This is a genomic window from Arthrobacter sp. zg-Y238 (assembly GCF_024385525.1).
GTDB lineage: Bacteria > Actinomycetota > Actinomycetes > Actinomycetales > Micrococcaceae > Arthrobacter_B > Arthrobacter_B jinronghuae.
Genome location: NZ_JANFLU010000001.1, coordinates 41,552 through 67,006, shown reverse-complemented (window position 1 = coordinate 67,006; position 25,455 = coordinate 41,552). Strand labels below are relative to the sequence as shown.

Genomic DNA, 25,455 nt, shown 5'->3' with positions numbered 1-25,455 from the left:
GGGCGGTTAACCGCAAAAGCCAGGACCCGCACCTTGCGGCGGGTCCTGGCTTTTCAGGGCAGATCCGGTATCCGTTAGTTCTGGATGCCGGGCTGGAAAACAACCTTGATGCAGCCGTCTTCCTTCTGCTGGAACTTCCGGTACAGCTCCGGTGCGTCCTCGAGGCCGGCCTGGTGGGTCACCAGGTTGGTCACGCCCAGCGGGTCGGCCGGATCCTCGACCAGCGGAATCAGGTCATCAACCCAGCGCTTGACGTTGCACTGGCCCATCCGCAGGTTCAGCTGCTTGTCGAACATGTTCATCAGCGGCATCGGGCTGGCCGTGCCGCCGTACACGCCGCTGAGTGAGACCGTTCCGCCGCGGCGGACGGCGTCGAGTGCGCCGTGCAGGGCGGAGAGCCGGTCGGTGCCGGCCGTTTCCATGGCCTTCTGCGCCAGCTTGTCCGGGAGGAGGCCAACCGCAGTCTGCGCAGCCTTGCCGACCGGGGAGCCGTGCGCTTCCATGCCGACGGCGTCCACTACGGAATCCGGGCCGCGGCCGTCGGTCATTTCACGCAGCTCGTCGGCTACGTCCTTGTGCAGGTCCAGCACCTCGACGCCGTACTGTGCAGCGAGCTTCCGGCGCTCCTCCTCGGGCTCCACGGCGATGACGCGGTAGCCGAGGTGGGTGCCGATGCGGGCAGCAAACTGGCCAACCGGTCCCAGGCCGTAGACGGCCAGGGTGCCGCCGTCGGGCACGTTGGCGTACTGCACGCCCTGCCAGGCGGTGGGCAGGATGTCGGAGAGGAACAGGTAACGGTGGTCCGGCAGTTCCGAGCCGACCTTGATGGGGCCGTAGTCAGCATGCGGCACGCGCAGGTATTCCGCCTGGCCGCCCGGAACGGAACCGTAGAGCTCCGAGAAGCCGAACAGCTGGGCACCCATTCCCTTTTCGCGGACCTGGGTGACTTCACACTGGGTCTGCAGGCCCTGGCGGCACATGAAACAGCTGCCGCAGGCAATCTGGAAGGGGATGACCACGCGGTCGCCCTTCTTTAGATTGGTGACTGCCGAGCCGACCTCTTCCACGATGCCCATGGACTCATGGCCGAGGATGTCACCCGGCTTCATGTACGGCATCAGCACGCCGTACAGGTGGAGATCTGATCCACAGACCGCGGTGGAGGTGACGCGGATGATCGCGTCGGTGGGTTCCTGGATCACCGGATCCGGAACTACCTCGACGCTGACGGACTCTTTACCCTGCCATGTAACTGCTTTCACGTGCGATCCTCCTGCTGGTTGCATTCTGAAGTGCGTTGAAAGAACTAACTCCCATTGTGTCAATTCATAAGCGTACTGACAAAACAGGTGTTTTCTCGGGCAGAATGCCTTCGGCGGGGCGGAAGGGGTTTGCGGGCCGGCTAGGAGGGCCGGGCCGGCAGGCTACGCCACCGCGGAGCGGTTCCGGCGGGTACCGCGGTGTCCCTGGGGGCGGTTTCGCGGAGTCCGGCAAGGACCCGGGTGTCCCGGCGCAGGATCATTTCCAGTGCAGTCTCGTTATCCAGTGCTTCCTGGCTCCCCGGGGGAAGGCTGCCGGCGGTCGGATGGCCGGGCAGGGCATCCGGTGGAAGCTGGATGTGCACGCGCAGCTGCAGGTGGGCAGGCGCCGAGCGCTCGACGTCGTCCGCGACCCCGGCAAGCACCTCCAAGGCAGCGGCTTCGATCCGGGCGGTGCGCGTGAGGTTCACGCAGATATCGGCGCCGAGGGTGGCGGTGTGCTGGAGGATGTTCAGCAGGGTCCCGCAGCTGGCGCCTGTGAGTGCTCCGCGGACTTCAATCGAGGCTGCTGCATTCCGCGTATCTATCCGGACCAGGACACGAAGCGGCTTTTCCATGTCTTCTCCACGCCGACAGGTATTCCCGGCCGCTGCTTAACCGGGTCTGCAACCGTACCAACGCGGATGTCCCGCTGTCTGCCGTTCTTTCCTTTTTGGCGGATTTCGGTTGCAAACGCTTAGAACGTAGCAGCGGATTCCGTGTGGCGTTCGACGACGGCGGCGGTCGCCTCCGCAATGGCTTCCTCTTCGTCGGTGGGCACCACGAGGACGGGAATCGCGGAGTCGGGCGTGCTGATCCGCCGGGCCTGCTTGCCGGTTGCAAGATTGGCTTCGGTGTCGAGCTGGATGCCGAGGGGACCCAGCTGGTCCACCACCAGCTGGCGGAAACTCCAGCCGTTTTCGCCGATCCCCGCAGTGAAAACCACCGCCTGCGCGCCGCCGACGGCCACGTGGTAGCCGCCGATGTACTTGGCCAGCCGGTAGGCGGCCACGGTCAGGGCCAGCCGGGCCTGCTCATTACCGTTGTCGGCCGCTTCCTCGATGCCGCGCATGTCCGACTCTCCGGCCAGGGCCCGCAGCCCGGACTCCCGGTTGAGCAGGTTGTCCAGGGCATCGGCGTCGTACCCCTGGCGGGCCAGGAAAATGAGGATCGACGGGTCAACGTCTCCGCTGCGGGTGCCCATCACCAGGCCCTCCAGCGGGGTGAATCCCATGGACGTGTCGATGCTCCTGCCGCCCTTGATGGCCGCCACCGAGGCTCCGTTGCCCAGATGGGCGATCACGCCGTCGAACTCTGCAGGCTCAATGCCCAGGAACCGTGCAGCGGCCGGTGCCACGTAGGCGTAGCTGGTGCCGTGGAAGCCGTAGCGACGGATGCCGTGGCGCCGGTACAGGCTGTCGGGCAGGGCGTAGCGCCAGGCGTGTTCGGGCAGGGTGCGGTGGAAAGCGGTGTCGAAGACGGCCACCTGCGGGATCTTCGGCCACTTGTCATGGACGGCGCGGATACCCATGGCGCTCGCGGGGTTGTGCAGCGGGGCCAGCGGGCTGAGCCGTTCAATTGAGCGGACAATTTCGTTGTTGACCAGCACGGGTTCGCTGAAGCGTTCCCCGCCGTGCACCACCCGATGCCCCACGGCGTCGATGGTGCGTCCGTCCAGTTCGTCGCGGAGCCGGCTGCTGAGTTTTTCCAGTGCGGAGGCGTGGTCCGGAACCACGTCGCCGATCCGGTCAATGATGCCCTTGGCCAGCAGCTCCTGGGTGTTGGTCTCCCGAACCTGGTACTTCAGCGAAGAGGAACCGGAATTGATGACAAGAACCAGCATTTAATCCTCCTGTGCCTGCACCGCGGTGATGGCTACGGTGTTCACGATGTCCTCAACGGTGCAGCCGCGGCTGAGGTCGTTGACCGGTTTGCGCAGGCCCTGCAGGATCGGGCCCACGGCCACGGCTCCGGCGGACTGCTGGACGGCCTTATAGGTGTTATTTCCGGTATTCAGGTCGGGGAAGATGAACACCGTGGCCTGTCCCGCCACCGAGGAGCCCGGCGCCTTGGAGGCGGCTACGGAGGCGTCGACGGCGGCGTCGTACTGGATGGGTCCTTCCACCGGGAGGTCCGGGCGGGCACGGCGGACCAGCTCGGTGGCCTGCCGTACGCGTTCCACCGAGCCGCCCGTTCCGGAGGAGCCGGTGGAGTAGGAGAGCATGGCGACCCGCGGCGTGACTCCGAACTGTTCGGCGGTTGCGGCGGAGGCCAAGGCGATGTCCGCCAGCTGCTCGGCGTCCGGGTCCGGGTTCACCGCGCAGTCGCCGTAAACAAGGACGCGGTCTTCCAGCAGCATCAGGAACACCGAGGAGACAATCTTGACGCCTTCCCGGGTCCGGATGAACTCCAGTGCGGGCCGGATGGTGTTGGCAGTGGTGTGGGCTGCGCCGGAGACCATGCCGTCCATCCTGCCCAGCTGCACCATCATGGTGCCGAAATATGCCCCGTGGAGCATACGTTCGTTGGCGTCTTCCAGGGATACGCCCTTGTGCTTACGGAGTGTGGCGTATTCCCTGGCGAATTCTTCGCGCAGGGCACTGGTCGCCGGGTTGATGAGGTTGATGTTGGAAAGGTCAACGCCTTGGCTTGCTGCCAGCTCGCGGATCTGGCCCTCAGGTCCCAGTACCGTCAGGGCACAGACGTCCCGCCGGCTGAGGATCTCCGCCGCCTGCAGCACCCGCAGGTCCAACCCTTCCGGCAGTACGATCCGCTGCCGGCTGGTACGGGCCCGCACGATCAGCTCGTTGAGGAAGCGCAGCGGAGTGGTGGTGGCAGGACGGGGTAGTGCCAGGCGTTCCAGCATCTCTGCCTCATCCACATGTCGAGACCAGGTGCCCAGCGCTGCAGCAACCTTCCGCCGGTTTCCGCTGGAAATCTCGCCGCGGACCCGGCTGACCCGGCGAGCGGTGACATAGGTGTCCGTCCCGACTTCGAAGACGGGAAAGGGTGCCGAGGCCAGCAGTCCCAGAATGGCCGGTTCCACGTCGATGCCCCCGGTGAGGATCATGCCGCTGGCGACGGGAAAGTCGGAGGAGAAGGAGGACGCCAGGGTGGCGACCATAACGTCCGCGCGGTCGGCGGGGACGATCACCAGGGTCCCGTCCGAGAGCTGGGGGATGAAGTTCCCCACGGTCATGGCGGCCACCTTGACCGCGGAAACGTCGCGTTCAAGGTTGGCGCTGCCGGCCACCTGGCGGGCCTGCAGCGCCGTCTGCACTTCGGCGATCGACGGCTGGGAGATTTCACTCTGTTCGGGAATGACGTAGACCGGCCGGCCGCTCTGTCCGGGCCGGATGGCGGCGGTGATGGCCTCGACGTCGGACGGTGCTGCCCGGTTGACCATCACGGCCAGCAGGTCGCACTTCGCGTCGGCCAATTGGCGGCGGGCCACGTCGACGGCGTCGGCCGTCTCCGCCGCCGTGGTTTCCTGGGCGTTGACGACGGCGAGCACGACAGTGCCCAGGTCATTGGCCAGCCGGGCGTTGAGATCGAACTCCAGGGCGACGTCGTGCCCGGAGAGGTCGGTGCCTTCGACAATGACGACATCGCAGTTCGCGGCAATTTCGCTGTAGACGGCCAGGCAGCGGGCATCGACCTCGCCCCGCTCTCCGGCAACCAGCAGCGCACGCAGCTGTGCCCGGGTGAGGCCGCCGCGGCAGGTGGCCGGACCAAGGTTGAAGCGGCGCTGCATCAGCTCCACCATGGGATCCTGCGCCGGATGGTCGCCCTCGACGATCGGCCGGAAGAAGCCAACCCGGTCTGCATGCCGGCCGAGCATGTCCGCCAGCCCCAGACTGATCAGGGATTTGCCGGATCCGGGCGTCATGGCGCTTACATAGATTCCGCGGGCCATAGCTGCTTGTCCGTTCGTTGCCGGGATGAAACCTGGGTTAGCCGCCCCTGACAAGCGAGTGGCGTACGTCATATCCATCCTCCCAAAAGGCTGCGGCACTTGCCAGCCAGAGCCCCGGCGCCGGTTCCCCAGAGGGTGCTTCTTGGACTCGGTTGTCTCAGCATGTGAGACTAAAATAAGAGCCGCACGGCGCTCAGCCTACGATTGATCGGTTAGTTTTTCCCTCAGATAAGGCGAGGATCCACGTGAGTCTCTTCCGTACCAAACCCATCGAGAGTTCCCTTGCGGACGCCGACGAGCCCGGCCGTCGGCTAAAGCGCTCACTCACCACCTGGGACCTCATGATCATGGGCGTCGCGGTGGCCGTAGGCGCCGGTATCTTCTCGGTAGGTGCCCGGGCGGCGGGGCAGTTCTCCGGCCCGGCCGTAACCCTTTCGTTCGTACTGGCGGCAATCACCTGCGCGCTCGCCATTATGTGTTACGCCGAGTTCGCCACGGCCATTCCGGTGGCAGGCTCCGCCTACGTGTTTACTTACGCCACGATGGGCGAGCTGGCTGCCTGGATCATCGGCTGGAACCTCATCCTGGAGCTGTTCACCGCGGCGGCGGTTATTGCAAAGTACTGGGGCATCTACCTCAGCGAGGTTTTTGCACTTATCGGCTGGGATGTACCGGCAACGCTGGAACTGGGCGTGATTTCGCTGACCTGGGGCCCGTTCCTTATCGTTGCCGTCTTTACCTTCCTGCTGGTCATGGGCACCAAGCTTTCCGCCCAGGTGAGCAACGTTTTCACCATCATCAAGGTGGGCGTGGTGCTCTTCGTGATCGTCGCCGGTTTCTTCTACGTCAAGGCGGAGAACTACACGCCGTTTATTCCGGATCCGGTCTCCACCGCCACTGATGGAAGCTCCGGGGTCCTTCAGCAGTCCCTGTTCTCCTTCATGACCGGTGCCGCTCCTGCGCAGTACGGATTGTTCGGTGTCTTTGCCGGCGCCGCCATTGTTTTCTTCGCTTTCATCGGATTCGACGTTGTGGCCACCTCTGCCGAAGAGGTCAAGGACCCTGGCAAGACGCTGCCGCGGGGCATCTTCGCCGGTCTGGCCGTGGTCACGCTGCTTTACATCGGCGTCTCCCTGGCCCTGACGGGCATGGTCCCCTACACCGAACTGGCCGCAGCCGAAGACCCCAACCTCGCCACGGCCTTTGCCCTCGTGGGGAACACGGGCGCGGCATCGGTCATCGCCGTCGGATCCCTGATCGGCCTGACCACGGTGATCATGGTGCTGCTGATGGGCCTGGCCCGCGTGGTGCTGGCGATGTCCCGGGACGGCCTGCTGCCCCGCTCGCTCTCCCGGACCAGCGACAAGCACTCGACGCCGGCCCGGCTGCAGATCATCCTCGGTGTCCTGGTTGCGGTGGTGGCAGGGTTCACGCGGGTGGACGTACTCGAGGAAATGATCAACATCGGCACGCTCTCCGCGTTCGTGGTGGTGAGCCTGGGCATCCTCGTGCTGCGGAAGAAGCGTCCGGACCTGCGCCCCGCCTTCCGGGTGCCCTTCGGTCCGGTGATCCCGGTCCTTTCCGCAGTGCTGTGCCTGTACCTGATGACCAACCTTGCAGTTGAGACCTGGATCTACTTCGCGGGCTGGCTGGTTATCGGCTTCCTGCTGTACTTCGCCTACGGCCAGCGGCATTCACGTCTGAACGAGAAGTTCCAGGACGTGGCCGCCGCAGGTGCGAACCAGGACACGGCAGTCTGAGTCCGGCGGGCCGGACGGTCCTCCAGTAAACCTCTAAACCCGCGCCGGCTGGCAGCCTGCGCGGGTTTTTTGGTGCCTGCGGTGGCACACTGGGCAGATGCTTGTAGCTTTTTCCGTCGCTCCCTCCGGTACCGGCCCGCAGACCCCCGCCGCCGGTCCTTCGGCCTCGGTGCACGACGCCGTGGCCGCCGCAGTTCAGATCGTCAGGGAATCCGGCCTGCCGAATTCCACGGACGCCATGTTCACCACCCTGGAGGGTGAGTGGGACGAAGTGATGGATGTAATCCGCCGGGCCACGGAAGCGGTTGGCCAGTATGGCAGCCGGGTTTCGCTGGTGCTCAAGGCGGATATCCGGCCGGGGCACACCGGCGAGTTGACCGGCAAGGTGGAACGGCTGGAAAAGGCACTCGGCGAACTGGACGAGTACAGCGGGCACGCCTAGGCATGCAGCGGCCGGACGCACCGGCGGAACGGGAGCAGGAGATGTCGCAGTGGGAGCAGGTCGAGGAGTACTTCAACAGCCGGGTGGTGCAGCCGGATGACCAGCTGAAGGCCATTGTCGCCGCGACCGGGGCCGCCGGGCTTCCGCCCATCGAGGTATCCGCCGCGCAGGGAAAGTTCCTGATGCTGCTGGCCCGCATCGCCGGCGCCCGGCGGATACTCGAGATCGGTACCCTGGGCGGGTTCAGTACTGCCTGGCTGGCCCGGGCACTGCCCGACGACGGCGAACTGATCACGTGTGAATACGAACCCCGCCATGCGGAGGTGGCCCGCGCCAATCTTGCCGCGGCCGGGCTTCTGGGCCAGGTAACCATTCGGGTGGGCGCCGCCTTGGACACCCTGCCGGATCTAGCCGGCGGGGAGCCGTTCGATCTGTTTTTCATCGACGCAGACAAGGTCAACAACCCCGCCTACCTGGACTGGGCGGTGAAGCTGTCCCGGCCGGGGAGCGTGATTGTGGTGGACAATGTGGTCCGCGGCGGCAGCGTCCTGGACCCCGACGGCGACGAAGCAGTGCAGGGCACCCGTGCCGCCGTGGACATCCTCGGCTCGCATCCGCGGCTGGACACCACGGCACTGCAGACAGTAGGGAGCAAGGGATGGGACGGCTTCGCGCTCGCACTGGTGCTGTGACTGCTCGCCGTCCGGGACGCAGCCTGTGCCGACTTAAGCTGGAGACATGAGCTTTACTATCCGGCGCGCACTCCCCGGCGATGCCGAGGACTTTGTGTCCGTCCATCTGCAGTCCTGGCGGGAGAGCTACGCCCATGTACTGGGGGATGAGGTGTTCCAGCGCCGGGAAGCGGACCGCAGCGCCGCCGTCGAACACCGGCGGGCAGCCCTGGCAGAACAGGCAGTGGACCCGGCCATTCGGAACTGGCTGGCCCATTCGGAAGACGGCCGGCTCCTGGGTTTCGCGTCCGCCGGCCCCGCACGGGACAGCGACGCGGACGTTCCGCTGGAACTGTGGTCCATTTACATTCTGGCTGAAGCGTACGGAAAGGGTGTTGGACAGGCTTTGCTAGAGCACGCCGTGGAAACGGAACCCGCGTATGTCTGGGTGCTGGAGGACAACGCACGCGCCCAGGCGTTCTACCGGCGCAACGGTTTCGCGGCAGACGGAACGTCCAAGGACCTGCCGCAGGTCTGGGCCGGCACCGGCATGGTGGAAATCCGGATGGTGAGGCACTGATGGGACGCAAGCGCCCCGGCAAGGATCCGGTGGACGCCGTGGCGGGCAACGGCCCGGTGGCCGGCACTTATCCGATCGACACGGGAACATGTGAACTGGTTCCGGACTCTTTCAGCCCCGACGGCTGGATCCTGATGGTGAACGGAGTGCACAGTTCGCATATCGACCTTGCCGACCCGCGCCACCTGGACTTTGAATACATGCGCTGGATCGCCGCCCTGGTGGAATCGCGCTGGCGTCCGGATGCCTCGCTGCGTGCCCTGCACCTGGGTGCAGCGGCGTGTTCGCTGGCCCGGTACCTGGCCGCCGTATATCCCGGTGCCCGTCAGGTTGCCGTGGAACTGGACGGCAGGCTGGCGGAGCTGGTCCGCGGGTGGTTTGACCTGCCCCGGGCACCCCTGCTGCGGCTGCGGGTGGGGGAGGCGCGTGCCGTGACTGAAACCCTGCATGAGGACAGCCGCGACCTGGTGATCCGCGATGTCTTTGCCGGCGCCAAGACACCGGTGCCGCTGACGACCGCGGAATTCACCGCGCAGGTGGCCCGGGTGCTCGCTCCGGGCGGCGTCTATGTGGTGAACTGCGGCGACACGCCGGACCTGCGCGGCGCCCGGGCCGAAGCCGCCACCATCTGTGCGGCGTTTGCGTACACCGCGGCGATAGCCGATCCGGCCATGCTGAAGGGCCGTCGTTACGGCAACATCATCCTGGCCGGCAGTGACACCCCGTTTGCGGAGGATCCGTCCCTGCCACGCACCCTGCTGGGGGGAGCGGTTCCCGCCCATCTGTGGGCGGACGAAAAGGTGCGCAGCTTTGCTGCCGGTTCCAGGCCCCTCCATGACGACCCTGTCCAGGAAGTGCCGGCGGGATAGGCGGCCCGGACCCGCCGCGTGAAGCGCCACGAGGAGCCGAAGGCTGCCAGCCCGACAGTCTCGGGTTAACAGTCAGCATGCTTACTTCAGTAGGGTGGTGAGGACGGCCGCGGCCTTCGGGCGGCGGCTGGACCAACCACAATGGAGGCTACATGTTCAGCAAGAACACATCCGAAACCGACCTGCCTATCCCGGGCGCCCCGGCTACGCAGGCCCCGGAACTGGCCGAACCGACGCAGCCCCGCGAACCGCTGCCGCCCAAACCGGATCAGGACGGACCGGAGACCGTTACCGCCACAGGCGTGGCCACCGGGGCACCGAAGTCCTCCACCTCCCAGAGCGGACAATTCCTCACCACCGCGCAGGGCGTGCGGGTGCGGGACACCGATCACTCGCTGAAGGCCGGCCCCCGCGGCCCCGTGCTGCTGCAGGACCACCACCTCCGTGAAAAGATCACCCACTTCGACCACGAGCGCATTCCCGAGCGCGTGGTCCACGCCCGCGGCGCTGCAGCCCACGGTGTGTTTACGGCCAACGGCGCTGCCGAAGGAGTCACGCAGGCCGGCTTCCTGGCCAAGGGCGTGGAAACCCCCGTCTTTGTTCGCTTCTCCACCGTGCTCGGCTCCCGCGGTTCCGCGGACACCGTCCGGGACACCCGCGGATTCAGCACCAAGTTCTACACCGCCGAGGGCAACTATGACCTGGTCGGCAATAACATTCCGGTGTTCTTTATCCAGGACGCCATCAAGTTCCCCGACGTAATCCACGCCGGGAAGCCGCACCCGGACCGTGAGATTCCGCAGGCCCAGAGCGCCCACGACACCTTCTGGGACTTCGTCTCGCTCCACACCGAAGCGCAGCACCACACCATGTGGAACATGTCCGACCGGGGCATCCCCCGCTCCTACCGCACCATGGAAGGCTTCGGCGTTCACACCTTCCGGCTGATTAACGCCGCCGGTCAAACCACCCTGGTGAAGTTCCACTGGAAGCCCCGCCAGGGTGTGCACTCCCTCGTCTGGGAAGAAGCGCAGATCATTAACGGCATGGATCCGGACTTCCACCGGCGCGACCTCGCAGACGCGATTGAAGCCGGTGCGTTCCCGCAGTGGGATCTGGGTATCCAGGTCTTCCCCGACACCGAAGACGAAATGTTTGAGGGCATCGACCTGCTGGACCCGACCAAGCTCGTCCCCGAGGAACTGGCACCGGTGCAGGTCATCGGCACCATGACCCTGAACGCCAACGTCACGAACTACTTCGCGGAAACCGAACAGGTGGCCTTCCACCCCGGACACCTGGTGCCGGGCATCGACGTCACCAATGACCCGCTGCTGCAGGGCCGGTTGTTCTCCTACATCGATACGCAGCTGACCCGGCTGGGTGGCCCGAACTTCAGCCAGATTCCCATCAACCGCCCGCATGCACCGGTCAACGACATGCTTCGGGACGGGTTCCACCAGAGTGCGGACCATTCCGGCGTGGCGCCGTACCAGCCCAACTCGCTCGACGGCGGCTGCCCCTTTATGGCCGGAGCAGACATGAGTGCCTTCATTGATGTTCCCGTCGAGGTGCCCGCGGCCCGTAAAGTGCGCGAGAATCCCGCCACCTTTGATGACCACTACAGCCAGGCGCGGATGTTCTTCCGTTCCCTGACTCCGGTGGAGCAGGACCACGTGGTCCAGGCCTACACATTTGAACTTGGCAAGTGCTACGAGGAGAACATCCGGCTGCGCCAGCTCCAGTCGCTTGCGAATATCGACAAGCGCCTTGCCGACGACGTGGCCGCCGGCCTGGGCCTCACGGCCCCGGCTCCTGCCCTCGACGTTGCCGACACCGCCCCCAGCCCTGCGCTCAGCCAGCTCGGCGGCTCTTGGCCGGTGGCAGGTCGGGTGGTCGGTGTTGTCGCCGATGAAGCGTCCGATCTTGCCTCGGTTTCCGAGGTCCTGGCAGCTATCCACGCGGAGGGCATGGTTCCGCTGGTCATTGCCCCGCACGCCGGCAAGCTGGGTGCGGAAATCACTGTCCAGCGGACCTACCTGACGGCCCGCTCCACCGAATTCGACGCCGTGATCGTGGCGGCTTCGGGTGCCGCGGCACCGGATGCGGCGGACAGCCTGGATGCCAAGGCGGGCAACCCCGGCGGGCACCCCTCGCTTGACCCGAGGGTCACCCTGCTCCTGGCCGAAGCCTTCCGCCACGCCAAGGCCCTTGGTGCCTGGGGCGATGGAGGTTCGGTTCTTGCGGCTGCCGGCATCCCCGCGGAAACGGCCGGCGTTGTTGTAGGCGGAGCCACCGAGGTTGCGTCCGGCGTTACCGCGCTCCTGGCCAACCACCGGGTGTGGGAGCGTTTTCCAACCGCCTAGCTGACGCGGTTGCCGGTGCCCAAGCCGGATAAAACGAGAAGGGATCCGCAGCCGCGGATCCCTTCTTGTTTAGCAGCGCTGGGGGGGAATAGCTCCCTGCCTAGATTCCCACAATCTCCCTGATGGGACCTATGCCGAAGAACAGGGCGAATGCCGCTGCCACCACGTACATCAGGGGGTGGACCTCACGGCCCCGGCCCTGGAAGACGCGGATGATGGTGAAGGAGATGAACCCGGCACCCAGGCCGTCAGCGATCGAGTAGGTGAACGGCATCAGCGTGAAGGTGAGGAAGGACGGCAGGGCCAGCCCGATGTCGCTCCAGTCGATCTTGCCCACCTGGGAGACCATCAGGTAGCCCACGACCACCAGGGCAGGGGCCACGGCCTCGAACGGCACCAGGTAGATCAGCGGCGTCAGGAACATGGCCACGATGAACAGCAGGCCGGTCACCACGGAGGCGAGCCCGGTGCGCGCACCTTCGCCGATGCCGGCGCCGGACTCCACGAAAATCTGGTTGGAGGAAACACCGGCACCGCCGCCGGCCACCGCACCTGCGGCATCCACCAGGAGGACGCGCTCCACGCGGGGGATGTTGCCGTCCTTGTCGATGCTGCCGGCCTCGGTGGCGAGGCCCACCATGGTACCCATCGCGTCGAAGAAGATGCTGAGCAGGATCACGAAGACCAGCAGCGAGGCGGCAACTCCGCCCAGGGTCTGGAAGGACCCTACGAGGCTGACATCGCCGATCAGGGAGAGATCCGGAGCAGCCCATTGGGGCATGCTCGGGGTCACCAGCGACCAGCCGGTAGCCACTCCGGCACCCTGGCTGCCCGGAGCGGCCAGCCATTCGATAAGGACAGCGAAAGCGGTCGAGGCGACGATGCCGATGAGGATCGCACCCCGGACCTTGCGGGACATCAGCACAATGGTCAGCAGCAGGCCGAAGACAAACACCAGCGTGGGCCACCCCAGCAACTGGCCGCCGTTGCCCAGCCCCAGCGGCACAGTAGTGCCGGCGGCATCCGGATTGCGCCGGACAAAGCCCGCGTTGACCAGGCCGACCAGCGCTATGAACAGGCCGATACCGACCACGATCGCGGTTTTCAGGCTGGGCGGAACGGCCCGGAAAACGGCGGTACGGAATCCGGTGAGGACCAGGATCACCATCGCCAGGCCCGCGATGACTACCAGGCCCATCACGTCAGGCCAGGTCAATCCGTCGTTGGAGGCAACCGTCACGGCCACGAAGGCGTTGACGCCCAATCCTGTGGCAATCGCGAACGGGTGTTTGGCCCAGATGCCCATAATCAGGGTCAGGACGCCTGCCACCAGGGCGGTGCCCGCGGCAATTGCCGGGCCGGGCATGGTGTTGCCCATCGAGTCCTCACCGCCGAGGATCAGGGGGTTAAGGACCACGATGTAACTCATGGCGAAGAAAGTGGCCAGGCCACCGCGCACTTCGGCGGATACGGAGGAACCCCGCTTGGTGATTTCGAAGTAACGGTCCAGCTTTGAACCTTGTTTGAGCATGACGCGTCCTCTGAACTGACCAGTGGGGGGATGGTGAGGGAATCCTGCACTTAGATCTTATCGTTTCGGACATGGCGGTGCCCGGAACGGCGCTCCGTTAGGCTGAAACGGTGACGATTTCTGTGCGCTCTTACCTCTCCCGGTCAGCTTTCGCCCCCGTGGCCGCTGTCTTCCTGCTCGCCCTCTGCGCGGTGCTGCTGGTATCTGCTCCGCCCGCCGCGGCGCATGATGAACTGACGGGCAGCACTCCGGGCAGCGGCTCGGTGCTGGATGCGGCTCCGGAATCCGTGGAGCTGACCTTTTCGAGTGTTCCGGCCGCCATCGGCTCCGAGGTACGGGTCCTGGATGAGGACGGAACAGACTGGGCGCAGGGCTCGGTGCGGATCCTGGACAACACCGCCACCCAGCAGCTCCGCACCGGAGCGCCCGCCGGCAGCTACACGGTTCAGTGGCGCGTGGTGTCCTCTGACGCCCACCCGATCGAGGGGACATTCGGGTTTACGGTGGCAGGCGGCGGCACCGGCACCGCCACCCCCGCTCCGTCTACTGCTGCGCCCCTGCCGCCCGCAGCAAGTCAAAGCCCGGTGCTGAACCAGTCCGACGACGCCGGATCCCCGTGGCCGGTGATCGTGCCGGCAGCGGTGGTGATTCTCGCCGTGGCAGTGCTGATCGCCCTGATCGTTCGCCGGCGGCTGCGCGAGGACTAGCGCTCACCCCTGGGTAGGGGCTTGCGGGGCAGGTGACCCCGCGTCCGCGATTGCCTCACCGGCTGCCTTCGCTTGGCGCATAAGCCCGCGGAGGGACGGCAGCAGGTTTTCGCCGACGCCGACCAGATATACGCCGATTCCACGCAACGCCTCCACTGCTTCCGGTCCGGCGCCCACGCCCAGCGCCCGGGCCAGCTTCCGCAGATCCGATCTGGAGCAACTGGTGAGCACCACATAGTCGGCCAGGAGCAGTTCCCTGCCGGTGCGGATGGCCCATTTGCCGCTGGCAGCCGCCGGCGAGGGAAGGAGGCCGGCGGGAGCCGCCAAGGTCATTTCCTGCGCTTCGGAATCCTCCCGGACGTCCAGCCGGTGGCTGGCAGCATAGGCGTGCAGCACGCGCAGCACCTCCAACCGTTCCGGGAACACCTCCGGCTCTGCCGCGGCTTCCCTGATGGTGGCTGCGGCCGGTGCCGGTCCGTGGACCACTATCGAGTCCACGCCCTGGCGGCATAGTTCGGTGGCCACCGCCAACCCGCTGAGGCCGCAGCCGATCACCACGGCCCCGGTCAGCTCCGTTGCCGCTTCATCTTGCTTTGTTTCCTCATGCCCAGTGGAACCGGTTTGCGCGTTCGGAGAAGAATCCACGCAGTCGTTCCTTCCGACGGTCTTGGTAACCCTCCCCACAGGCTTCAAGGCGGCACCCTATAGGCACTTGCCCTGCAGCGGTAGCGTGACCGGGCACCCGGCGCGGTACGCTACTGCCAACGACAGCCGGAAGGGGACTTGCCGGTTGGGGACCCGAAGGAGCGGCATATGACTGATTCGACCTGGGGTACAGGGCCCGGCGCTGAGGGGCCTGCGGGCATCGTCGTCGGCGTGGACGGATCCGACCAAAGCATCTGCGCCCTGTTCTGGGCTGCCCGGGAGGCGCGGCGGCGGCAGTGCCCGCTGCACGTAGTGACGGCGTACACGGTGCCCATTTTCGCCGCTTCCTCCATGGACGCCGGCTACACCACGGTTGATGACGCAATGATCCGGGACGGCGCCCAGCAGGTGCTGGATGAAGCCGTGGAGCGGATCAGCCACTACGGGGTTGAAGTAATTCCCCGGGTGGAGACCGGAGATGCGGCCGCAGTCCTGCTGGAGCTTTCCGAAGATGCAGACCTCATGGTCGTGGGTTCACGCGGCCGCGGCGGTTTTGTCGGGCGCCTGCTGGGTTCGGTCTCCAGTGCCCTCCCCGCGCACGCGAAGTGCCCTACCGTCGTGGTGCCGCTGCGGACCGCCGGACGGCTTCCCGACTCGGGAGTGCGGCCCCCGGCAAACTCGCCGGACCCGGATGCCGTGCACCGCGCCGTCGTCGTCGGAGTGGACGGCTCGGAACAGGGCCGCGCCGCATCGCTCGTTGCGGCCGAACAGGCGCGGAGTATGGGCCTGCCGCTGCGTATTCTGTGCGCGCTGCCGCCGTTCACCGGCTCGCTGGCCTGGGTGCCTGCCCCGCTGGACATCGAGGCGCTGCATGCGGAACTGCATGAACAGCTCGACGCCGGCCGGGACTGGCTGCAGAGCCACTTCCCGGGACTGGAAATGACCGTTGAACTGGTTGACGGGTCCCCGGGCGAGATCCTGATTGAACGCACCGCAAAGGTTGAACTCCTGGTGCTGGGCACCCGCGGCCGCGGCGGCTTTGCCGGCATGCTGATGGGGTCCACCAGCCAGAGCGTGCTGCACCATGCCAAGGGTCCGCTGATGGTGGTGCCGGACCACGAGGATCCGAGGCTGCTGGACCGGCCTGACTTCGGCCCCATGGTTGCCGAGTAGCAGCCTGCCACGTACTTAGGCGTGCTGCTGGCCCTCGTGCACGGCATGGCTGGCGGGCTCCAGCTGGAAGGTGCAGTGCTCGGTGTCGAAATGGCTGCTCAGGCACCTGGTCAGCCGGTCCAGTACGGTGTCCAGGCCGTCCGGAGTGAGGTGCTCCTCCTCCACCACCACGTGTGCGGAGAACACCGGAACGCCGGAGGTGATGGTCCAGATGTGTATGTCGTGCGCGTCGGACACCCCGTCCACAGACACAATGTGGTTGCGGATCATGCCCACGTCCACGCCCTGCGGGGTGGCCTCGAGCAGCACATCGATCACTTCCCGCAGCAGCGACCAGGCCCGCGGGGCAATCATCAGGGCAATCAGGAACGAGGCCCAGGTGTCCGCCTGCTGATAGCCGGTGGTCATGATGACGACGGCGGAAACCACCACGGCAGCCGAGCCCAGGAGATCCCCCAGTACCTCCAAGTAGGCGCCTCGCACATTCAGGGATTCCTTGCGTCCGGCATGCAGGACCAGCAGGGAAATGAGGTTGGCCAGGCCGCCGACGACGGCGAACGGCAGCATCAGCCCCGTGTCGACGTCGGGCTCGCTGCCCAGGCGGCGGACCGCCTCGACGAAGATCACTACGGCAATCACGATCAGCAGCACGGCATTGGCCAAGGCGGCCAGGACTTCGGCCCGCTGGTAGCCGTAGGTCCGCCGGTTTGTGGCCGGCCGGGCGGCAATCCAGGCCGCGAACAGCGCAATGGAAACGCCTGCTGCGTCGGAAAGCATGTGGCCGGCGTCGGCAAGCAGCGCCAGCGACCCCGAAAGCAGGGCGCCGGCAACCTGGATCAGGACCACCGAGATGGTGATGAGGAAAACGATCAGGAGGCGCCGCCGGTGCTTACCGGTAGCGGTGACTGTGCCCAGTCCGTGGCTGTGCCCGTGATGTTCACCCATGCTTAAAGGCTAGCCCCAGCCCAGTTCGTGCAGCCGCTCGTCGTCGATGCCGAAGTGATGGGCCACCTCATGGATGACGGTGATGCGGACCTCGTCCACTACTTCCTCCCGGCTGTCGCACATCCGCAGCAAGGGCCCGCGGAACACCACAATCCGGTCCGGCAGGGAACCCGCATCCCACCAGGAATCCCGCTCGGTCAGCGGGGTCCCTTCGTAGACCCCCAGCAGTTCCGTGTCCGGATCTTCGTGCGGGCCCGGCACATACTCGTCCTCAATGAAGACCGCGACGTTGTTCATGGCGCGGGACAGGTCCGCTGGAATGGAGTCGAGGGCGGCTTCCACGCAGGCGTCGAACTCATCCGGATTCATCTCGATTGGCACCCCTCCACTGTAGTGGCGCAGGCCTCACCGGAAGCGTTTTGGATATTCCGGAAATAAGCCCTATAGTTTTAGAGTCCACAACGGAGCGAAACGACTGGTTCACCAGCCGCTTCAATCCATGTGTGTTCTGTTGGCCCCCATCGTCTAGCGGCCTAGGACACCGCCCTTTCACGGCGGCGGCACGGGTTCGAATCCCGTTGGGGGTACTCAGGAGTGGTAAATGAGCCGGTGAGAATCTGGTAAAGTTTACACTCGTGAAATGCAAGGCCCTGTAGCGCAGCTGGTTAGCGCGCCGCCCTGTCACGGCGGAGGTCGCGGGTTCAAGTCCCGTCAGGGTCGCTCAGATTTTCTGAAGCGATTTGGAAGATCTCGGTGATCATCGGTTGATGATGCCAGGCTCTGTAGCTCAGTTGGTAGAGCGTTCGACTGAAAATCGAAAGGTCACCGGATCGACGCCGGTCGGAGCCACCAGCTAAAACCCCGTAGCTGTCTCGCAGGAGACAGGACGGGGTTTTTCTTTTTGCCTGTTGGGAGCTGCCCGGCCGGCCCGGCGCGCACGCAGCGCTGACAGCCCAGCTGCTGCGCCCTGCAAAACGTCCGGCTGCCGGGATACGCTGAACCCATGGATGAGCCCCGGAACACATCAGCGAACGCTCCCGTCACTGCGGCACCACTCGCCCCCGCGCCGGCAAGCCCGGCGCACGCCGTGGCCGGTGCCGGTGATGCCGCCGCGATCGGCGGCCGCAATTCCATCAGCGAGCAGGCCGTGGCCAAGGTTGCGGCGATTGCTGCCCGGGCAGTTCCGGGCGTCTTCAACCTCGGCAACAGTTCGGGGCGGGCGCTGGGTGCCGTCCGCGACGCCGTCGGCGGAACGAGCGCCACCTCCGGTGTGCACGTGGAAGTCGGCGAACGGGAAGTTGCCGTCGATATCAGCTTGATCGCCGTCTACGGCAATGCACTGATGGTCGTCGCCAACAATGTCCGTGCCGCGGTCTACGGTGCCGTGGAGAAACTCGTGGGCCTTCGCGTGGTGGAAGTTAACGTGGAAATCTCGGACGTACACCTTCCCACCGATCCAGCCGGTACCGCACCGGTTGGCGGCGCGAAAGCGGTATAGGCTTCAAAGCACGTTCCTCGCAGGACGCACCGGGTTATGTGGAGCAGGTATTAAGGCAGGGGAAATGAAACCAACAGTGGTGGGAATGGCAGTCGGGGCCGTATTGGCTTTCGCCGCACTGATATTCGATTTTTGGGGCTTTCTGCTGACCGCCCTGTTCATTGCAGTCGGAGCGCTGCTGGGCCGCGCTGCAGAAGGCAAGATCGACTTCCGCAGCGTTTCCGATGCGCTGACCGGCCGCCGCTCCTCTTCGTGAGCGCCGCCGGGATGACCGCGCCTCCGGCGATCCAGACCGGGGCGGGGCTGGCCGGGCATAACCGGATCAGTACCCAGGCGCTGACCAGCACCGCCAAGGCCGCCGCGTCCGAATACTTCGGCGTGCCGGCACAGCAGGTGCGCGTGCAGTGGACCGATGACCGCGGGCTGCTGGCGCTCTCGGTATCCCTGCCCATCGCCCTGCCACCGCTGCAGGCCCTTACACCGGCCATGCTGCAGCACGCCGGCGGGACAGTCTGGGAGCGCGCACACGCCGCCAAACCGGTCCTGCTCCGACGGGTGGCAGACCTTACCGGGTCCCGTCTTTCCCGTGTCGACATCCGCATCACCGGCGCGCTGCCGGTTGAAGGAAGGCGGGTGCAATGAAGCAGGCGGACCTGGACGTAACCAACAGAATCCTCCGACGGGAAACCCATTCAGCCCGCACTGCCGCATCGGCCTTTGCTGCCGTCCTTGGCATTCTCTTTTTTGCGTACGTCCTGCTGGAATCCGTGCTCCAGGCGCTGGGCCAGGAGGCGTGGCTGATCGATCCGCCTACCTTCGGGCGGTGGCTGGCGGACCTTCCCGCAGGCTCGGACCCGTTGATCCTCGGGTTGTCCGGCGCGCTGATCTTCCTTGCCGGCCTGCTGTTCTTCCTGCCGGCCGTGCTGCCCGGACGCCGCGCCCGTTATGCGCTGCCCAACCCGCGTGCCGCCGTCGTCGTGGACGGCGAAGTCCTGGCCGCGTCGTTGGCCCGGTGCGCCCGGATGCGCGCTGACGTCACGCCGCAGCAGGTGCTCGTCACGGTGGGAAGGACCCTGGTGGAGGTGCAGATCCGCCCGACGTCGGGCACTCCCGTGGATGCCGAGGCGGTGCGGGGTGCAGTGGAGGACGAGTTGCTGCTGACCAAACTGGATCCGCAGCCGGCCGTCCGCGTACGGGTCGCCGAAGCCGGGGTGATTGGACAGTGAATGCCACACCGCGGGCACTGAACCGTTTCCTGCTTGGGCTTCTTGGGCTCGTGCTGATGTGCATCGGCGCCGGGCTGGTGCTCATTTCCGCCTGGCCTGCTGCGGCACGGGCCTGGCACGGGTTCGCAGCCGATGCCGGGCAGGTCATCGCTGCCACGCTCTCCGCCACGGCACTGCCCGGGGGCGGCGGCAGCTGGATCTGGGTGGCCCTTGCCGTGCTTAGCTTCCTGGGCATCGTGCTGATGGCGGTGTGGATGGCCGGCCAGGGCGGCGGGCGGACGGGAACACTTCTCTCCGAGTACGACGACGACGGCGCCCCCGGCCGGGTCGCGATCAGCGGAACCGTGGCCGAGCAGGCCCTGCGCAGCGCCCTTTCGGAGAACCCGGACGTTGCAGCCTCCGCGGTCAGCACCTACTCGGTGAAGGGGCGCAGCGCCCTGCGCGTGCGGATTACCCCCCGGCAGGGAGCCGCCCCGCACCTGATTGCTGCCGACGCCACAGCCCTGGTGGAAACCCTGGACACCGTCCTCGGACACCAGACACCGGTGCTGCTGAGCCTGGAGGCCGGACGCCGGCTGCGCTTCAACCGCGAGGACCGGGTCCGCTAGGAGCCCTAGGAGGCCCTGGCCAGCTGCCGGATGGGAATCCACCGCGACGCCAGCCGGCGGTACGCGGCCGCAGCGCCGGTCATGTCGCCGTCGGCCAGGGACTCGATTCCCAGCCGCACGTCGGAAGGGGAGTCGTCCGGGAAGACGAGGTCCGCCACCGGGCCGTAGTCCAGTTCCAGCACGGCGTCCGGGTCAAAGACCTCCAGCCAGGCGGTCAGCTCGGCCAGTTCATCCAGCAGGTCCAGTTCCGGAGCGGCTATGGCCAGGGCGGCCGAGGCTGCGCGCGCCCGGTCAATACACTGCAGCACCGGCGCGGAGAGGCGGACGGTCTGGACATGGCCGTCATCCTCCACCACCTCGGTGTGGTCCTCTTCGTGCAGCAGGACAAACCAGCCGAAGGGCACGCCCCAGGTGGCGGAGCGGGTGTGGAGCTTCGCCAGCGAGTCGGCAAAGGAATCCGGATCCAGCCGCGCGGCGTGGGCCTCGCGGGCTACTTCCGGGACCAGCACGTCCACCAGGGGGCCGCGGATGGACTCGCCCAGGGATTCCGCCGCCAGGGAGGTGCGCACGGCCAGCTGGTTGGGGCAGTACAACCGGTTGGTGACCCCTTCCTGCGCCGGATAATGCAGCACCCGGACCAAGTCCGTGGCGTTGTGCGGGAAGGGGTCTGAGACCACCCGGACCAGCCGGCGGACGGCGTCCGTGCGTTCCAGGACCTCGGTTTCGTGGCGTCCGCGGGCGCGCTGCTCCATGATTGCCAGCTGCTGGCTGTCATCAAAGGCGTCCAGCGGCTCGTAGACGCGGAGGTAGGAGACAAACGGGAAGGTGCGGTACAGCGACTGCTGCGGATGCCGCGTCACGGCTAGTCCAGTTCCACAATCACGGGTGCGTGGTCCGAAGCGCCCTTGCCCTTGCGTTCTTCCCGGTCGATCACGGCTCCGGTTACGCGCTTGGCCAGGGCTGGGGAGCCCAGGACGAAGTCGATACGCATGCCCTGGCGCTTGGGGAACCGCAGCTGGGTGTAGTCCCAGTAGGTGTAGACGCCGGGGCCGGGATGGAAGGGCCGGACGACGTCGGTGAACCCGGCGTCAAGGAACTCGTTGAAGGCCTGCCGCTCGGGTTCGGTGATGTGCGTGGCATTCTGGGCGCGGAACCAGTCGATGTCCCATACGTCGTCATCCTGCGGAGCAATGTTCCAGTCGCCCATCAGAGCCAGTTCCAGGGACGGATCCTTGGTGATCCACTCCGCTGCGTGGTCCTTGAGCGTCTTGAGCCACTGCAGCTTGTAGGGCATGTGCGGATCATCCACGGCCCGGCCGTTGGGTACGTACAGGCTCCACACCCGCACGCCGCCGCAGGTGGCACCGATGGCGCGGGCCTCAGCCACCGTGGTTTCTTCGGTTTTGCCGAACATCGGCTGGTCCGGGAAGGTGCGTTCGACGTCGTCGAGCCCCACGCGGGACGCGATCGCGACACCGTTCCACTGGCTCAGCCCGAAGTGGGCCACCTCGTAACCGTTCTTTTCGAACAGTTCCCAGGGGAAATTGTCGTCCTTCGCCTTGGTTTCCTGAATGGCAAGGACGTCGACGTCGGAGCGCTGCAGCCAGGCCTCAATGCGGTCGGCTCGGGCGCGGATGGAGTTCACGTTCCAGGTAGCTATCTTCACACTGCTACGTTACCGAATCCCGTCCGGCTCCACACTGCGCCCCGCACCACAACGGGTAAGCGGGCGGCCGGGATGGACCGCCCGCTTAGGCGGGCTCGGGGTAGGGAAAGGGAGCTATTTCCACCAGGTGTCGGAAACAGTGACGGGTACGGTGCGCTTGTGCCGGGTCATCACAAAGCGTGCCTCGATCTTTTCGGCGTCTTCGGCGGGGGTGTCCCCGCCTTCCAGATAGCCGTCGATGGTGTCGTAGCTCAGGCCCAGCTCGGTTTCATCGGTCTGGCCGGGCTTGTCGTCCAGCAGGTCGGCGGTGGGTGCCTTGCCGATGAGCTTTTCCGGGGCGCCCAGCTCCGCCAGCAGGGCCCGGTTCTGGCGCTTGTCCAGGCCGGAGAGCGGCAGCAGGTCCGCGCCGCCGTCGCCGAACTTCGTGAAGAATCCGGTGACGGATTCGGCGCCGTGGTCGGTGCCGATCACCAGGAGGTTGTGCTGGCCCGCCACTGCATACTGCGCGGTCATGCGCACCCGGGCCTTGATGTTGCCCTTGTTGAAGTCGGTGATTTTCTCGCCGGTCATTTTCACGTATTCGTCTTCGAAGCCGTCCACCGCCGGTCCGACGTTGTACACCAGGGACTTGGACGGCGCGATGAACTCGAGGGCAGCCTGGGCATCCGCTTCGTCATGCTGGACCCGATACGGCAGCCGCAGGGCAATGAACTGCGCGTCGGTGCCCTCGGCTTTCAGCTCGTCCACGGCCAACTGGGCGAGCTTGCCCGCAAGCGTGGAATCCACGCCGCCGCTGATGCCCAGAACGTACCCCGAGGTATGCGAGGCGTGCAGGTAGTCCTTGAGGAAGTCCACCCGGCGGCGGATTTCCGCGGCCGCATCAATGGTGGGCTGAACTCCCAGTTCGGCAATGATTTCCGCTTGTAGTTTCCGCATGGATCACAGCCTATATCCGTCTGCCGCGCCGTGCCCGGGAAGGGCAGTGCGAGTTGGGCCGCCCCGGCCCCGGATTGCCGAATTGACCGGTGTCACGTCGCATAAGGGACCAAAGCCCTGTCCTCCCGTTGCCCGTAGCTAGGATTGAGCCATGACTTCGCCCGCGATCGCCCCGTCCCGCGCCCGGCTGCTCGAACTGATCATGGAGTTGGCGGTGGTGCGCGGCAAAGTGGTGCTTTCCTCCGGCGCCGAGGCGGATTACTACATTGACCTGCGCCGTGTCACGCTGCAGCACGAAGCGTCCGTGCTGGTCGGCGACGTGATGCTGGAACTGCTGGAGCGTGCAGGCATTGAGTTCACCAACGCGGGCGGACTGACCATGGGAGCTGATCCGGTGGGCACCGCCGTAATGCACGCGGCCACCCGCGCCGGCCGGGCCGTGGACGCCTTTGTTGTCCGCAAGGCACAGAAGTCCTACGGCATGGGCCGCCAGGTGGAAGGCCCCGACGTCGCCGGCCGCAACGTGGTGGTCCTGGAGGACACTTCCACTACCGGCGGGTCGGCGCTGACCGCCGTCGAGGGTGTGCGCAACGCCGGCGGCAACGTGGTGGCCGTGGCTGTGATCGTGGACCGGGACACCGGAGCCAAGGAGCGTATCGAGGCCGAGGCCGGCGTTCCCTATCTGTTTGCGTTCGGCAAGGATGAACTCGGCCTCGGATAGCGGCAGCAACCGCCGCGGCACCGGGTCGATGAAACCGGAACCTACCGCTCCGGGGGATCTCCTTCGGACCACGGCAGACCTGCACCGGGTATCCCGACGCCGGTTCCTGGCCGGTTCGCTTGCGGGGATCCTGCTCAGCACCGATCTCGTTGTCACCGACCGCGTCCAGCACTACCGGGAAGAGCTGGAAATCCTGCGGGTGCCCGACGAGGACGCCGAACGGCGGTTTCCCCATGCCATGTGGTTCCTGTTCCCCGGCTACAAGACCAGTTGGGAGGAAACCGCCTGGCTCCTGCGCTCCCTGCGTCCGGCTTTGGCCACTCGGGGACAGCTGGCCGGGATCGGATATTCCAATCTGGGCCTGAAAGTCCCGGCAATCCTTGAGGCGGTGCATGCTTCCATCCGGGAACACTCGCTGACGCGCGTCTACTTTTACGGGCACAGCTTCGGCGGAATGCTGGCGGTACAGGTGGCCGCAGGTCTGGCCGGCCGCGGGGTTGCCGTCGACCTGATTGTCCTGGATTCCAGTCCGTCCGGCCGGAATGCAGTCCGCGACCAGACGATGTTCAAGGGAGCGGTGTTCCTGTATGACAACGGCTACCGGATCACCACCGGGCTGCGCGGTGGCTACGAGCTGGGGGAGCGCGTACTGCACCGGAACGAACGGTCCTGGCGGACGGTTGCGGAACAAACCCTGGAACAGCTTTCACCGTTGGCTCCGTCCAGCCGGCTCATCCAGTCCCAGGCGTCCTACATCTACCACTTCACGGCTCCCCGGTTTTCCGGATCACTGGGCGGGACAAAGCTGGCATTCATCGGAAATCCGGAGGACGGGACGGTGGACTACGGCGCGGCCCGGGCCGGCTGGGAAGCCGCGTTCCCGGCGAACCTGCTGACCAGCTCGCTGGTCACCGAAGGAGCACGTCCCGCCCATGCCAGCCCGCAGTGGAACCCTGCGGTCTATCAGGACATAGTGCTGGAGGTATTGCGGCTCTTCGACCCGCCCGAAGCCGCAGGAGGTCACCGGGCGGAGGAATAACCCCCGCCCGGGCCGGTTCCGGGAGGACTCAGATGGTGTTGATCAGGTCCGCCACGGAGTTCATGATCTGCGTGGGCCGGAACGGATACCGGTTGATGTCCTCGCGCTGGGTGATGCCGCTGAGCACCAGCACGGTGTGCAGTCCCGCCTCGATGCCTGCCACGATGTCGGTGTCCATCCGGTCGCCGATCATGGCGGTGGTTTCGGAGTGGGCGTCGATCTTGCGCATGGCGGACCGGAACATCATCGGGTTCGGCTTGCCGACAATGTAGGGCTCCATCTTGGTGGCCGCCGTGATCAGTGCGGCAATGGCGCCGGTCGCCGGGAGCGGTCCCTCCTGCGAGGGGCCCGTGACGTCCGGGTTGGTGGCGATGAAACGCGCGCCGTCCAGGATGAGCCGGATTGCCTTGGTAATGGTGCCAAAGGAATAGGTGCGGGTCTCGCCCAACACCACGTAGTCCGGAGCGGTGTCGGTGAGGATCATGCCTGCCTCGTGCAGCGCCGTCGTAAGTCCGGCCTCGCCCACCACAAAGCAGCGTCCGGGAGTGCCGGAGTTCTTCACCTGGTCCTTGAGGAACTCGGCCGTGGCCAGCGCGGACGTCCAGAGGTTTTCTTCCGGGACTTCCAGTCCCGAGGCACGCAGGCGTGCGGCGAGGTCCCGCGGGGTGTAGATGGAATTGTTGGTCAGCACCAGGAACCGCTTGGATGTGGCAACCCAGCGGTCAATGAGCTCAGCGGCACCAGGAATCGGGTGGTTTTCGTGGACCAGGACCCCGTCCATGTCTGTCAGCCAGCATTCAATGTTCTCGTTTTCGCCCACGGTCTCCCATTTCTCGCATACTGCATTTACTGCCTCGA

General features: G+C 66.0%; 27 protein-coding genes and 3 tRNA genes. 18 read left to right on the top strand and 12 right to left on the bottom strand.

Annotated elements, in window-relative coordinates:
• Positions 1 to 74 precede the first annotated feature (74 nt).
• The 4 genes from NNX38_RS00385 to pta all read right to left on the bottom strand — a co-directional run bounded on the left by NNX38_RS00385 (position 75) and on the right by pta (position 5,214).
• Entirely contained in the window at positions 75 to 1,262 is a 1,188-nt protein-coding gene (locus tag NNX38_RS00385) for a zinc-dependent alcohol dehydrogenase (protein WP_255796213.1), read from the bottom strand.
• A gap of 140 nt (positions 1,263 to 1,402) precedes the next feature.
• On the bottom strand, positions 1,403 to 1,876 hold the full coding sequence (locus tag NNX38_RS00380; RefSeq protein ID WP_255796212.1) for a hypothetical protein: 474 nt from the start codon (positions 1,874 to 1,876) through the stop codon (positions 1,403 to 1,405).
• Between the two features lie 119 nt (positions 1,877 to 1,995).
• A complete protein-coding gene (locus NNX38_RS00375) occupies positions 1,996 to 3,141 on the bottom strand; it encodes an acetate/propionate family kinase (RefSeq protein ID WP_255796211.1) in 1,146 nt (381 codons plus the stop codon).
• On the bottom strand, positions 3,142 to 5,214 hold the full coding sequence (gene pta, locus NNX38_RS00370; RefSeq protein WP_255796210.1) for a phosphate acetyltransferase: 2,073 nt from the start codon (positions 5,212 to 5,214) through the stop codon (positions 3,142 to 3,144).
• 245 nt (positions 5,215 to 5,459) lie between these two features.
• Here pta and NNX38_RS00365 point away from each other — a divergent pair, with 245 nt between their 5' ends.
• From NNX38_RS00365 to NNX38_RS00340, 6 genes are all read left to right on the top strand, one after another.
• The gene (locus NNX38_RS00365; protein ID WP_255796209.1) at positions 5,460 to 6,974 is read left to right on the top strand and encodes an amino acid permease; all 1,515 of its coding nucleotides are present in this window, start codon (positions 5,460 to 5,462) and stop codon (positions 6,972 to 6,974) included.
• Between the two features lie 97 nt (positions 6,975 to 7,071).
• Complete coding sequence (locus NNX38_RS00360) at positions 7,072 to 7,416, top strand: thiamine-binding protein (protein ID WP_255796208.1); 345 nt, start codon at positions 7,072 to 7,074, stop codon at positions 7,414 to 7,416.
• A 41-nt stretch (positions 7,417 to 7,457) separates the two neighbouring features.
• On the top strand, positions 7,458 to 8,108 hold the full coding sequence (locus tag NNX38_RS00355; protein ID WP_255796207.1) for an O-methyltransferase: 651 nt from the start codon (positions 7,458 to 7,460) through the stop codon (positions 8,106 to 8,108).
• A 46-nt stretch (positions 8,109 to 8,154) separates the two neighbouring features.
• Positions 8,155 to 8,667: a GNAT family N-acetyltransferase gene (locus NNX38_RS00350; protein ID WP_255796206.1), complete on the top strand. Its 513-nt coding sequence runs from the start codon at positions 8,155 to 8,157 to the stop codon at positions 8,665 to 8,667.
• Positions 8,667 to 9,536, top strand: coding sequence for a spermidine synthase (locus NNX38_RS00345; protein ID WP_255796205.1), 870 nt, complete (start codon positions 8,667 to 8,669; stop codon positions 9,534 to 9,536). Before NNX38_RS00350 ends, NNX38_RS00345 begins: the two co-directional genes overlap by 1 nt.
• Before the next feature lie 152 nt (positions 9,537 to 9,688).
• The gene (locus NNX38_RS00340) at positions 9,689 to 11,902 is read left to right on the top strand and encodes a catalase (RefSeq protein ID WP_255796204.1); all 2,214 of its coding nucleotides are present in this window, start codon (positions 9,689 to 9,691) and stop codon (positions 11,900 to 11,902) included.
• Between the two features lie 100 nt (positions 11,903 to 12,002).
• On the opposite strand, the gene NNX38_RS00335 is transcribed toward NNX38_RS00340, so the two are convergent.
• Complete coding sequence (locus tag NNX38_RS00335; RefSeq protein WP_255796203.1) at positions 12,003 to 13,433, bottom strand: NCS2 family permease; 1,431 nt, start codon at positions 13,431 to 13,433, stop codon at positions 12,003 to 12,005.
• 110 nt (positions 13,434 to 13,543) lie between these two features.
• On the opposite strand from NNX38_RS00335, the gene NNX38_RS00330 reads away from it, so the two are divergent.
• On the top strand, positions 13,544 to 14,140 hold the full coding sequence (locus NNX38_RS00330; protein ID WP_255796202.1) for a copper resistance CopC family protein: 597 nt from the start codon (positions 13,544 to 13,546) through the stop codon (positions 14,138 to 14,140).
• A gap of 3 nt (positions 14,141 to 14,143) precedes the next feature.
• Here the strand turns inward: NNX38_RS00330 and NNX38_RS00325 are convergent, their stop codons facing one another.
• Entirely contained in the window at positions 14,144 to 14,785 is a 642-nt protein-coding gene (locus NNX38_RS00325; protein WP_255796201.1) for an FAD-binding protein, read from the bottom strand.
• A gap of 168 nt (positions 14,786 to 14,953) precedes the next feature.
• On the opposite strand from NNX38_RS00325, the gene NNX38_RS00320 reads away from it, so the two are divergent.
• Positions 14,954 to 15,958 (top strand): universal stress protein, encoded by a 1,005-nt coding sequence (locus NNX38_RS00320; protein WP_255796200.1) that lies wholly within the window; start codon positions 14,954 to 14,956, stop codon positions 15,956 to 15,958.
• Between the two features lie 15 nt (positions 15,959 to 15,973).
• On the opposite strand, the gene NNX38_RS00315 is transcribed toward NNX38_RS00320, so the two are convergent.
• Entirely contained in the window at positions 15,974 to 16,903 is a 930-nt protein-coding gene (locus NNX38_RS00315; protein WP_255796199.1) for a cation diffusion facilitator family transporter, read from the bottom strand.
• 9 nt (positions 16,904 to 16,912) lie between these two features.
• Positions 16,913 to 17,272 carry a metallopeptidase family protein gene (locus NNX38_RS00310; protein ID WP_229951535.1) on the bottom strand — a complete coding sequence of 120 codons (360 nt, stop codon included), beginning with the start codon at positions 17,270 to 17,272 and terminating at the stop codon, positions 16,913 to 16,915.
• 145 nt (positions 17,273 to 17,417) lie between these two features.
• Between NNX38_RS00310 and NNX38_RS00305 the strand changes: the two genes are divergently transcribed.
• The 8 genes from NNX38_RS00305 to NNX38_RS00270 all read left to right on the top strand — a co-directional run bounded on the left by NNX38_RS00305 (position 17,418) and on the right by NNX38_RS00270 (position 20,235).
• Positions 17,418 to 17,490: transfer RNA gene (locus tag NNX38_RS00305), tRNA-Glu, on the top strand.
• 59 nt (positions 17,491 to 17,549) lie between these two features.
• Positions 17,550 to 17,623, top strand: a tRNA-Asp gene (locus NNX38_RS00300).
• Positions 17,624 to 17,679: 56 nt separating this feature from the next.
• Positions 17,680 to 17,755 (top strand) — tRNA-Phe (locus NNX38_RS00295).
• A 151-nt stretch (positions 17,756 to 17,906) separates the two neighbouring features.
• A complete protein-coding gene (locus NNX38_RS00290; protein WP_255796198.1) occupies positions 17,907 to 18,401 on the top strand; it encodes an Asp23/Gls24 family envelope stress response protein in 495 nt (164 codons plus the stop codon).
• A gap of 64 nt (positions 18,402 to 18,465) precedes the next feature.
• Positions 18,466 to 18,657 (top strand): DUF2273 domain-containing protein, encoded by a 192-nt coding sequence (locus NNX38_RS00285; protein WP_229951443.1) that lies wholly within the window; start codon positions 18,466 to 18,468, stop codon positions 18,655 to 18,657.
• Between the two features lie 11 nt (positions 18,658 to 18,668).
• Positions 18,669 to 19,043, top strand: a complete 375-nt coding sequence (locus NNX38_RS00280) for a hypothetical protein (protein WP_255796734.1) — start codon at positions 18,669 to 18,671, stop codon at positions 19,041 to 19,043.
• The gene (locus NNX38_RS00275) at positions 19,040 to 19,627 is read left to right on the top strand and encodes a DUF6286 domain-containing protein (RefSeq protein WP_255796197.1); all 588 of its coding nucleotides are present in this window, start codon (positions 19,040 to 19,042) and stop codon (positions 19,625 to 19,627) included. Before NNX38_RS00280 ends, NNX38_RS00275 begins: the two co-directional genes overlap by 4 nt.
• Complete coding sequence (locus NNX38_RS00270) at positions 19,624 to 20,235, top strand: hypothetical protein (protein ID WP_255796196.1); 612 nt, start codon at positions 19,624 to 19,626, stop codon at positions 20,233 to 20,235. The genes NNX38_RS00275 and NNX38_RS00270 overlap by 4 nt, the downstream gene beginning before the upstream one ends.
• A gap of 5 nt (positions 20,236 to 20,240) precedes the next feature.
• Here the strand turns inward: NNX38_RS00270 and NNX38_RS00265 are convergent, their stop codons facing one another.
• From NNX38_RS00265 to nadE, 3 genes are all read right to left on the bottom strand, one after another.
• Entirely contained in the window at positions 20,241 to 21,095 is an 855-nt protein-coding gene (locus NNX38_RS00265; protein WP_255796195.1) for a hypothetical protein, read from the bottom strand.
• Positions 21,096 to 21,097: 2 nt separating this feature from the next.
• Entirely contained in the window at positions 21,098 to 21,901 is an 804-nt protein-coding gene (locus NNX38_RS00260) for an exodeoxyribonuclease III (protein ID WP_255796194.1), read from the bottom strand.
• A gap of 114 nt (positions 21,902 to 22,015) precedes the next feature.
• A complete protein-coding gene (nadE, locus tag NNX38_RS00255; protein ID WP_255796193.1) occupies positions 22,016 to 22,837 on the bottom strand; it encodes an ammonia-dependent NAD(+) synthetase in 822 nt (273 codons plus the stop codon).
• A 151-nt stretch (positions 22,838 to 22,988) separates the two neighbouring features.
• Between nadE and pyrE the strand changes: the two genes are divergently transcribed.
• A complete protein-coding gene (gene pyrE / locus NNX38_RS00250; RefSeq protein ID WP_255796192.1) occupies positions 22,989 to 23,558 on the top strand; it encodes an orotate phosphoribosyltransferase in 570 nt (189 codons plus the stop codon).
• Between the two features lie 28 nt (positions 23,559 to 23,586).
• Positions 23,587 to 24,597 carry an alpha/beta fold hydrolase gene (locus tag NNX38_RS00245; RefSeq protein ID WP_255796191.1) on the top strand — a complete coding sequence of 337 codons (1,011 nt, stop codon included), beginning with the start codon at positions 23,587 to 23,589 and terminating at the stop codon, positions 24,595 to 24,597.
• A 28-nt stretch (positions 24,598 to 24,625) separates the two neighbouring features.
• Here NNX38_RS00245 and NNX38_RS00240 read toward each other — a convergent pair whose 3' ends face one another.
• A complete protein-coding gene (locus NNX38_RS00240; protein WP_229951537.1) occupies positions 24,626 to 25,378 on the bottom strand; it encodes an HAD-IIA family hydrolase in 753 nt (250 codons plus the stop codon).
• Positions 25,379 to 25,455: the final 77 nt, after the last annotated feature.

Bases quoted from the DNA above. Each gene is read 5' to 3' on its own strand.
- NNX38_RS00380 (WP_255796212.1), bottom strand. From the start codon at position 1,876: ATGGAAAAGCCGCTTCGTGTCCTGGTCCGGATAGATACGCGGAATGCA.
- NNX38_RS00375 (WP_255796211.1), bottom strand. From the start codon at position 3,141: ATGCTGGTTCTTGTCATCAATTCCGGTTCCTCTTCGCTGAAGTACCAG.
- pta (WP_255796210.1), bottom strand. From the start codon at position 5,214: ATGGCCCGCGGAATCTATGTAAGCGCCATGACGCCCGGATCCGGCAAA.
- NNX38_RS00360 (WP_255796208.1), top strand. From the start codon at position 7,072: ATGCTTGTAGCTTTTTCCGTCGCTCCCTCCGGTACCGGCCCGCAGACC.
- NNX38_RS00355 (WP_255796207.1), top strand. From the start codon at position 7,458: ATGTCGCAGTGGGAGCAGGTCGAGGAGTACTTCAACAGCCGGGTGGTG.
- NNX38_RS00350 (WP_255796206.1), top strand. From the start codon at position 8,155: ATGAGCTTTACTATCCGGCGCGCACTCCCCGGCGATGCCGAGGACTTT.
- NNX38_RS00345 (WP_255796205.1), top strand. From the start codon at position 8,667: ATGGGACGCAAGCGCCCCGGCAAGGATCCGGTGGACGCCGTGGCGGGC.
- NNX38_RS00340 (WP_255796204.1), top strand. From the start codon at position 9,689: ATGTTCAGCAAGAACACATCCGAAACCGACCTGCCTATCCCGGGCGCC.
- NNX38_RS00335 (WP_255796203.1), bottom strand. From the start codon at position 13,433: ATGCTCAAACAAGGTTCAAAGCTGGACCGTTACTTCGAAATCACCAAG.
- NNX38_RS00320 (WP_255796200.1), top strand. From the start codon at position 14,954: ATGACTGATTCGACCTGGGGTACAGGGCCCGGCGCTGAGGGGCCTGCG.
- NNX38_RS00315 (WP_255796199.1), bottom strand. From the start codon at position 16,903: ATGGGTGAACATCACGGGCACAGCCACGGACTGGGCACAGTCACCGCT.
- NNX38_RS00310 (WP_229951535.1), bottom strand. From the start codon at position 17,272: ATGAATCCGGATGAGTTCGACGCCTGCGTGGAAGCCGCCCTCGACTCC.
- NNX38_RS00290 (WP_255796198.1), top strand. From the start codon at position 17,907: ATGGATGAGCCCCGGAACACATCAGCGAACGCTCCCGTCACTGCGGCA.
- NNX38_RS00285 (WP_229951443.1), top strand. From the start codon at position 18,466: ATGAAACCAACAGTGGTGGGAATGGCAGTCGGGGCCGTATTGGCTTTC.
- NNX38_RS00280 (WP_255796734.1), top strand. From the start codon at position 18,669: ATGACCGCGCCTCCGGCGATCCAGACCGGGGCGGGGCTGGCCGGGCAT.
- NNX38_RS00275 (WP_255796197.1), top strand. From the start codon at position 19,040: ATGAAGCAGGCGGACCTGGACGTAACCAACAGAATCCTCCGACGGGAA.
- nadE (WP_255796193.1), bottom strand. From the start codon at position 22,837: ATGCGGAAACTACAAGCGGAAATCATTGCCGAACTGGGAGTTCAGCCC.
- pyrE (WP_255796192.1), top strand. From the start codon at position 22,989: ATGACTTCGCCCGCGATCGCCCCGTCCCGCGCCCGGCTGCTCGAACTG.
- NNX38_RS00245 (WP_255796191.1), top strand. From the start codon at position 23,587: ATGAAACCGGAACCTACCGCTCCGGGGGATCTCCTTCGGACCACGGCA.
- NNX38_RS00240 (WP_229951537.1), bottom strand. From the start codon at position 25,378: ATGGACGGGGTCCTGGTCCACGAAAACCACCCGATTCCTGGTGCCGCT.